At 46.7% G+C, this 8,861-nt stretch carries 10 protein-coding genes; all 10 read left to right on the top strand.

All coding sequences use genetic code 11. The features are described from left to right. Positions 1 to 262: 262 nt before the first annotated feature. The 10 genes from M0R35_07240 (at position 263) to M0R35_07285 (ending at position 8,737) form a co-directional block, all read left to right on the top strand. A complete protein-coding gene (locus tag M0R35_07240; GenBank protein MCK9595449.1) occupies positions 263 to 1,564 on the top strand; it encodes an ATP-binding protein in 1,302 nt (433 codons plus the stop codon). Positions 1,565 to 1,636: 72 nt separating this feature from the next. Next, positions 1,637 to 1,999 carry a response regulator gene (locus M0R35_07245; protein MCK9595450.1) on the top strand — a complete coding sequence of 121 codons (363 nt, stop codon included), beginning with the start codon at positions 1,637 to 1,639 and terminating at the stop codon, positions 1,997 to 1,999. A gap of 8 nt (positions 2,000 to 2,007) precedes the next feature. Further along, entirely contained in the window at positions 2,008 to 3,171 is a 1,164-nt protein-coding gene (locus M0R35_07250; protein ID MCK9595451.1) for an HD domain-containing protein, read from the top strand. A 3-nt stretch (positions 3,172 to 3,174) separates the two neighbouring features. After that, entirely contained in the window at positions 3,175 to 4,293 is a 1,119-nt protein-coding gene (locus M0R35_07255; GenBank protein ID MCK9595452.1) for a glycosyltransferase, read from the top strand. A 2-nt stretch (positions 4,294 to 4,295) separates the two neighbouring features. Beyond that, positions 4,296 to 5,174, top strand: coding sequence for a lysophospholipid acyltransferase family protein (locus M0R35_07260; GenBank protein ID MCK9595453.1), 879 nt, complete (start codon positions 4,296 to 4,298; stop codon positions 5,172 to 5,174). Further along, on the top strand, positions 5,171 to 5,863 hold the full coding sequence (locus M0R35_07265; GenBank protein ID MCK9595454.1) for a glycosyltransferase family 2 protein: 693 nt from the start codon (positions 5,171 to 5,173) through the stop codon (positions 5,861 to 5,863). Before M0R35_07260 ends, M0R35_07265 begins: the two co-directional genes overlap by 4 nt. Continuing rightward, on the top strand, positions 5,856 to 6,353 hold the full coding sequence (locus M0R35_07270; protein MCK9595455.1) for a small multi-drug export protein: 498 nt from the start codon (positions 5,856 to 5,858) through the stop codon (positions 6,351 to 6,353). Before M0R35_07265 ends, M0R35_07270 begins: the two co-directional genes overlap by 8 nt. After that, positions 6,350 to 6,853 carry a cob(I)yrinic acid a,c-diamide adenosyltransferase gene (locus tag M0R35_07275; protein MCK9595456.1) on the top strand — a complete coding sequence of 168 codons (504 nt, stop codon included), beginning with the start codon at positions 6,350 to 6,352 and terminating at the stop codon, positions 6,851 to 6,853. Before M0R35_07270 ends, M0R35_07275 begins: the two co-directional genes overlap by 4 nt. Positions 6,854 to 6,930: 77 nt before the next feature. Next, on the top strand, positions 6,931 to 8,046 hold the full coding sequence (locus tag M0R35_07280) for a chorismate-binding protein (GenBank protein MCK9595457.1): 1,116 nt from the start codon (positions 6,931 to 6,933) through the stop codon (positions 8,044 to 8,046). Positions 8,047 to 8,338: 292 nt separating this feature from the next. Then, the gene (locus M0R35_07285; protein MCK9595458.1) at positions 8,339 to 8,737 is read left to right on the top strand and encodes a hypothetical protein; all 399 of its coding nucleotides are present in this window, start codon (positions 8,339 to 8,341) and stop codon (positions 8,735 to 8,737) included. Positions 8,738 to 8,861: the final 124 nt, after the last annotated feature.

Consider the following 8,861-nt stretch of genomic DNA (forward strand, 5'->3'; position numbering starts at 1 on the left):
ATATGCAATAATCGGAACCTATACCATATTGCGATATCGTTTATTAGACATTAATATTATCATAACACGCGCCGGACTATTCATTGGTGTATATACTTTAGTACTAGGCTTACCTTTCGCTATTACTGCCTACTATAAGAATTGGCTCATTGATAATTTTTCTTCTACTTGGTGGGTAATGCCAATGGGGCTCATGGGTTTATTAGCTACTGTTGGACCTTTTGTTTACATTTTCCTCCAACATAGAGCAGAAGCAAGGCTTATGAAAGAACAGCGCCGCTACCAGGACTCTTTAAAACACGCCGCAGTCGGAATGACCCGCATCCGCAACCTGCGCAAACTGCTCAGCCTTATCGCTCATATTGTTACTAAGACAGTACGCGTTTCTTTTGCCGCGGTTTACCTGCTTGATGAAGGAAAAGAACAATTTATCCTGCAGGTCAGCAGGGATAGGGGTAAAACAGAGCCCACGTCCGCGATCAGCGCTTATATCCCTTTGATCCATGTCCTGACAATAAAACGCCAGCCGCTGGTATATGAAGAAGTGAAGCGCCAGATGCAGGATTCCCATGACAAAGTAATGAAGGGGCTGGAAGAAAACATGCGCCAGTTGAACGCCGCGGTAGTCATTCCCAGCTTCCTCGACCATACCCTGATCGGGCTTATTGTTTTAGGCGAAAAACTCTCCGGGCAGATGTATACTCCGGATGACCTGACTGTATTCGAGGTTTTAGCCAGCCAGGCAGCCCTTGCCATTGAAAACGCCCAGTTCTATGAAGAAGCCAAGGAAATGCAGGCCCAGATCGGCCAGGCTGAAAAGATGGCTACCATAGGAACCATGGCTGACGGCTTGTCGCACCAGATCAATAACCGATTTTACGCGCTTTCTTTGATCGCCGGGGATACTATTGATACTATAAAGCTTACTGATACCGCCAGATGTTCCCCTGAGATCCAGGAGATGATCAAGCAGATCAATTCAGCCCTGGAACGCATCCAAGTCAATGTTATGCAGGGAGGAGAGGTAGTCAAAGGCATCCTGAAATATACCCGTAAAGGCGATGAAGGAATGGAGGCATTGACTATAGACCAGATAATCGACGGGACCATACTCATGGTCCAATATAAAGTCAAGCTTGGAGAGATCGACATCATCCGCGATTACCCCAAAGATACCCCGAAAATCAAAGCCAACCTGGTCCAGATGCAGGAAGTCTTCTTTAATTTTATTGATAATGCCTATGATTCTATAGTCGAACGTAAAACCCTGCTGAAAGAACCGGGATATCGGGGAAAAATCGTTGTTTCCGCGCGCAAATCAAATACCGATAACATAATAGAGATAACGATCAGCGATAATGGGATGGGAGTACGACAGGAAGACATCAAAAAGATATTCACGCCGTTCTTTACCACCAAGGTTTCTTCCAGAAAAGGAACAGGCCTGGGCCTATATGTCATCCGGAATATAATAACCGAGAGCCATAACGGTAAAATAAATTTCAGTTCGGAATATAAAAGAGGGACGAAATTCATTTTGGAACTGCCGATCGCCGGACAATAAAAACGCTTAACAAAACCGGTTTTCTGGTGTATATTTTATTTCTATATTAACTACCAAGGAGACGCCTTACTTATGCCCAGACTAATGATCGTAGATGATGAAGATGATGTTAGGGAATTCGCGGCTAATTTCTTCCGCAAGCGCAAAATAGAGGTAACTACAGCCGGAACCGGCGAAGATGCCATAAAAAAAGCGCAAGCTGATAAACCTGACTTGATCCTGATGGATATCCGGATGTCGGGTATTGACGGGATCCAGGCGCTGGAAGCGATAAAAAAGATAAATCCATCGGTAAAAGTGGTGATGGTTACCGGCACAAAACCGGATGAGAATGAAACAGCCAAGAAATGCCTGGAGTTAGGCGCCTGCGGATACGTGCACAAACCGCTAAGGCTTGATGAATTGGAAACGATCGTCATGACAAACCTCAAATAAACCGAGCTATGGTCGTAAATTATAAAAGAGAGCTGGAAAGAGCGGCAAAAACAATGATCCTGGTGCACGAACCGGAGTTATTGATCAAAATGATCATCCGGATGATCGTGCAAAAAGTAAGGGTCAGCCACGCCAGCATCCTACTGCGCAATCCGGACAAAAACTCCTATGTCTTATCCGTTTCCCGGGGGCCTCTGGGGGTGAAAATACCTGAAGGCTTTACCCGGATGGATAACGACAACCCGCTTATCCGCATATTCCGCGAGCATAAAAACAATTTTATTTTTAATACTGATTACCTGGTCATTGAAGAAGGTCGTAAATTCCTGGACACAACCGCGGATTCCGTGCTAAAACAGCTGCTTTCCAGCGCCATTTACGAGATGGAGATACTGGAAACCACGGTCTGCATCCCGTGCTATTTCAGGGATGATATGTTAGGCATCCTGCTCTTAGGCGATAAAAAAGAAACCGCAAAATTAGGCAATGACGAATTGGACTTCCTTATTGCGCTATCGCAGGATGTGGCCATGGCTTTGCGCAATGCCCAGCTTTTTAACCAGCTGAAGGACGAGTTGGAAAACAAGCAAAAACTGTTCTTACACACGACCATAGCCCTGGCCGCGGCCATAGACGCCAAGGACCATTATACCCACGGCCATACCAGCAGAGTCACGAATGTCAGCCTTTTGGTGGCAAAGAAATACGCGGAAAAACACAAAAACATAAGTGACCCGCACTTCATCGAGAACGTCCAGATCGCCAGCCTTTTGCACGATATCGGCAAGATCGGAGTCCCGGAAAGTATCCTCAATAAACAAGGCCCTTTGACCGATGAGGAAAGAAAGAAGATAAACGAGCATCCGATGATAGGCGTGAATATTTTAACCAGTATCCATGAATTAAAAGATGCCATCCAGGGAGTAAAATACCATCACGAACGGTATGACGGCAAAGGTTATCCCGAAGGGCTAAAAGGGGAGGCGATACCGCTGATCGCCGCTATAATCACTATCGCCGATTCTTACGACGCAATGGTCTCTGACCGGCCCTACCGGTCTGGAATGTCTAAGGATAAAGCCATTGAAGAGATAAAACGCTGCACCGGAGCTCAATTCACCCCCGAAATAGCGTCCCTGTTCCTTGAACTCTACCAGGAAGGCAAAGTTTAAGCCATGACCAAGAAAAATATCATCCTGTTGTACATCTCGGAAATATCCGGCCACCGCAGCGCGGCAGTGGCTATAGAAAAATCACTCAAGTTGCTATCGCATAACGCCGATATATTAAACCTTAACGGCTTCCGCTACACCAATCCCATATCCGAGAAGATCGTCAACCGCATATATTCAGCGGTGATCAAAAACACCCCCAAGATCTGGGATTATATGTACGATAACCCAAAGGTAAAGAAAAAACTCGATAAGATCAAAAATTCCATCCACAAGATGAACTCCCCGAAATTAAAGAAACTGTTCGCCGGATTCTCCCCGAACGCAGTGGTCTGCACCCAGGCATTCCCCTGCGGGATGGTCGCCGACTACAAAAAAACATACAACTCCAACCTGCCGCTGATCGCTGTGCTTACTGATTTTGTCCCGCATTCATATTGGATCTACGATACTGTCGATTATTACATCGTCCCTTCAGAAGAGGTGGCGGAAAAACTGGCCAAAAAAGGCGTGCCCAGCCACAAGATAAAGCCGTTCGGCATACCGTTCAATCCGGACTTTAACGCCGCGGTCGACAAAGAAAAGATAAAACATAAGCTTAACCTGGATCCTGAGGTAAAAACCATACTGATAATGGGCGGCGGACAGGGGCTGGGGCCGATCAAAACCATAGTAAAATCCCTGGAACGGGTAAAAGAACCGATACAGGAATTGATCGTTACCGGCACAAACAGGAAACTATATCATTCGCTTAAAAAGAAAATACGCAAATATAAGAAAAAGATACAGCTTTTCGGATACGCCAATAACGTAAACGAATTAATGGTGGCTTCGGATATCGTGATAACCAAACCCGGAGGAATAACCACCTCTGAGGCGCTGGCCAAAAGGCTGCCGATACTGATATTAAAACCCCTGCCCGGACAGGAAATGAACAACTGCACATACCTGGTCCAGCAAAAAGCCGGGATCAGGATCGACAAACCCCAAAAGATACATCATATTATCGACGAGCTGATCGCGAATCCGGATAAATTAGACAGCCTTTCACAGGCCGCCGGCCGCATCTCAAAACCAGAGGCGAGCCTTGACATAGCCAGGTTCGTGCTTAACCTTCATTAAAAATGACCAGTTATTTGCTTTATAAACTCGGCGAATTAATTACCTTAGCGGTCCCTTTAAGGATCGGTTATAAGATCGCGGCGTTCTTCTCAGACCTGCATTACTTTTTTGCCAAGGTTGACCGGGCCGAGGTAACCGCCAACTTAAAGACCATATTCCCGGATAAAACCGACAAGGAAATCGGAAGGATCAGGAGAATGATCTTCCGTAATTTCGCCAAATACCTGGTTGATTTTTTCCGTTATCCTTTGGTAAACAAGGCATATATCGATAAAAACGTCAGGGTAGCCAACCAGCATTATTTTGACGAGGCGTTAGCCAGAGGCAAAGGCGTGATAGTCCTCACCGCCCATATCGGCAACTGGGAATTGGGAGGGGTGACCATAGGGCTTTTAGGCTATCCTTTCTGGGTGGTGGCCCTGGCGCATAAAAATAAAAAGGTCGATGAATTCTTTAACAAACGCAGGGAAAGCATGGGGATGAAGGTTATCCCATTCGCCAAAGCCGCGCGTCAGTGCTTTAAAGTCATAAAAGATAACCAGATGGTGGCCCTGGTCGGGGACAAAGATTACACTAAAGATGGCGGGGTAATCGTGGATTTCTTCGGGAAACCCACATCGCTTCCCCAGGGACCGGCGGCGTTCTCACTGATGACCGGCGCGGTCATCCTGCCCGGATTTATGCTCAGGGAACCGGACGACAGTTTCACCCTGTACATGGAAAAGCCGCTAGAGCCTGACCCGTCCAAAGATTACAAAAATGAAAATGACCTTAAAGAAATGGTCAACCGGTACAAGACGATCCTGGAAGACTATATAAAAAAATACCCGGACCAATGGTATATGTTCCGCGAATTCCGGGTAAAGAACAACAAGAAATGAGAACCTGCGTACTGATCCCCACTCATAACGAAGCCAAGAATATCGCCGCTCTGGTCGAGAATATCCGGGGGCAAAAAATGGATATCCTGGTCATCGACGACGGCTCATCCGATAATACCGCGGGTCTTGCCGAGGACAACGGAGCGGAAGTCATAAAAAACCCGCGTAACCTCGGTAAAGGAGCATCGTTGATCAAAGGCTTCGAACATATCCTAACTGCCGGCTTTGACGCGTGCATTACCATGGACGGCGACGGACAGCACCGGCCGGAAGAAATATCGAGCTTCATTCAGGAAGCCGCAAACTCCGATGCCGGGATAATAATCGGCAACCGTATGGCTAAAAGCGCTAATATGCCCCTTATCCGGGTGTTCACCAATAAATTCATGTCCTGGCTTATTTCCAAGATCGCCCGCCAGGACATATGCGACAGCCAATGTGGATTCAGATTGATCCGAAAAGAAGTCCTGAAAAAGATAAAACTGCACAGTGCCAAATTTGAGATCGAATCCGAAATAATAATCGAAGCCAGCCGTAACGGATTTAAGATCGCGTCGGTCCCGATCACCTCGGTCTACATTAACGAAACCAGCCATATAAACCCGGTTACCGATACACTGCGCTTCCTGCGTTTCCTTTATAAACGGGTATCTGGGCGGCGCTCAAACCGGACGCGAAACAATGATTAGCGCCATATTGGAAGGCCTTAAAAACACCCCCCGCGACTTGATCGTGATGCTCGTCGCCGCGCTCCCCATAGCGGAATTACGCGGCGCGATACCGTTGGCATGGTCAATGGGGATGTCAATGCAAAAAGCCTTCTGGCTTTCTGTTATCGGCAACGCTCTTCCGGTAATCCCGATCCTGTTCCTGCTAAAACCGGTTTCCGCCAAGTTAAGCAGGCTGAAGGTATTCAAACGTTTTTTTGACTGGCTTTTTGAACGCACTATGAAAAAAGCTAATACTGTCCAAAAATGGGAAACATTGGGGCTTGCTATATTGGTAGCCATACCTTTACCAATGACCGGCGCCTGGACAGGGGCCATAGCCGCGTCATTGCTTAAAATGAGACTGCGTTACGCGCTCATCGGCTGCATCCTGGGGATACTCGGGGCAGGGGTGATCGTAACCATTCTCTGCGCTCTGGGTATAATGAGCTGGAAGGCGGTAACACAATGATACAAGTCTATACGGGAAACGGCAAAGGTAAAACCACCGCGGCGATAGGCCTGGCAGTAAGAGCCTGCGGCGCCGGGTTAAAGGTATATATCGCCCAATTCATCAAAGGCAAGAATTACAGCGAGATCAAGGCGTTAAGGAAGTTCCGGCCTAACCTGACCATCGAGCAATTCGGCAGGGGAACCTTTATAAAAATCCCGGGGCCGGTTGACCGCGATCTGGCGGTAAAAGGCCTAAAGAAAGTAAAACAGATATTATCCGAGAACAGGTTCGACCTGATCATCCTGGATGAGATCAATAACGCGCTGGAGATCAAGCTGTTGGAACTGCCCAGCGTCCTAAAATTGCTGGGGATGGCGCCTAAAGAGACCGAAATAGTCCTTACCGGCAGGAACGCGCACCCGGATATAATCGCGAAAGCCGACCTGGTCAGCGAGATAAACGAGGTAAAGCATTATTTTAAGGACGGCGTTAAAGCCCGAAGAGGAATAGAGTTTTAATAATCCCGCGCCAATAAAGAAAGTCATGACCTTAAGCTCAAAGCATTATTTTGGGCACCCAGACTATCCGCAAGGTCATGAGGATACTGATCCAGTTCGAGAATAAACCGCTTCTATTCCAGGACCCCGATTTCATCATCTCCTGTACAGACCCCGCGGCACTTACCGATTCTTTCCAACAGATCGAGATAGCGCTTAAACGCGGCTATTATTTAGCCGGTTTTTTATCCTATGAAGCCGGATACTTTTCTGAAGAAAAACTTAAGAAAAATAAAACTTATGATTTCCCGTTGATCTGCCTCGGAGCATACAAGGCGCCTCAGCGCAATAACCTGCGCCCCGAAAGATCATCCCGGGAAAATATATTAGAAAACCTGCGTTTGAATATCTCCCGGGATAGATACAACCGCCATATACAGGCGATACGCGGGCATATCGCCGAAGGGGATGTTTATCAAATCACCTATTGCCTGAAATTACTGTTTTCCTTCCGCGGCGACCCGTTTTCCCTTTACAACACGCTTTTAAAAGAGCAACCTGTGCCATACCCGGCCTATATCGAAACAGCCGGGTTCCATATTCTTTCGCTTTCACCGGAGATGTTCATTAAGAAACGCTATTCGCGTATTGTGACCAAACCGATGAAAGGGACCTGGCAGCGCGGCAGGGATATTCTATCCGACGCGATCAACAGGATACGTTTCCAGTATGATGAAAAGAACCGGGCGGAGAACCTGATGATCGCCGACCTGCTGAGAAATGACCTGGGTAGAATAGGGACCCGGATCAAAGCGCCCCGGCTTTTTGAGATATCAGGTTATAAAAAGCTTTTTCAGATGACTTCCACGGTAACCGCGGATATTGACAGAGAGATGCCTGTTTACCGGCTCCTTAGCGCCATTTTCCCTTCAGGATCAGTGACCGGCGCCCCCAAAATACGCGCAATGGAGATTATCCGGGAACTGGAAGGTGAAGAACGCCTGATCTATACCGGGGCCATAGGTTACATCACGCCCAAGAAAGATATGTTTTTCAATATCCCCATACGCACGCTTCTGATCCGGGGAACAAACGGAGAAATGGGTATAGGCGGAGGCATTGTCTGGGATTCCACCGAACAGGGGGAATGGGATGAAGGCCTGCTTAAGGCCCGTTTTCTTACCGATATAGCCGCATTACCAATAAACATCTAATCCTTGCTTTTACGTCGGGAATATGATATTATATTGAAGTAGTTTATACTGCCGTGCCGAAAAATCCTCGCCTTATATGCCATGTTAATTATCAAATAAATCGGAAGGAGCTGGCTATCAAAAAAATCAGGACTTCGCAAAAGAACCGAAAATGCCGGTACCCGCACTGCAAGCATATCTTAAGCATATACAATCACGAGATATATTGCCATATTCATATCGGACAGGCTTTGTCCCTGGATAAAACCAAAGAGATAAAACCACTTTAAAGCTGATACAGGCAACGACCAATATGAAAACAAAGATATACCGGATAATTGGCTCTGTTTTATTATCCTTATCCTTAGTATCTTACGGCATATCCGCTTTCAAATTCGCCTCGGAGAACCACCTCAAATACCCATTATCCTACCTGATATTGCCGCTTTTGACTTTCCTGGCGCTTCATCCGGGCATATGGATATCCCTGTACCTTTTTCGCATCGCCGAACGCAACGATACCCCCAATAAAAAATCGCAGTTGCTCAAATTGATCAAAATATACGCTGTTTTCGCGGGGATAATGCTGCTACGGACAATGTATCTTGTTGTAATGAGATATCAGATACTGGGCATTTATATAATCCTGTCGCTGTTCGTTCTATTGATCTCCATACCCATAATTATGTCCCAACGCAAGGCCATAAGATGAAAAAGAGGGCTATGCTGTTAAAACTGTTTTTTTATTCCTGCCTTTTTCTGCTTTTCACACAACAAAGCGGCTTGAGCCAAGGACCCGGATCCGTGGAATGGGAAATATTTAACGGGGGATTCTT

It is taken from the genome of Candidatus Omnitrophota bacterium (assembly GCA_023227985.1).
GTDB lineage: Bacteria > Omnitrophota > Gorgyraeia > Gygaellales > Profunditerraquicolaceae > JALOCB01.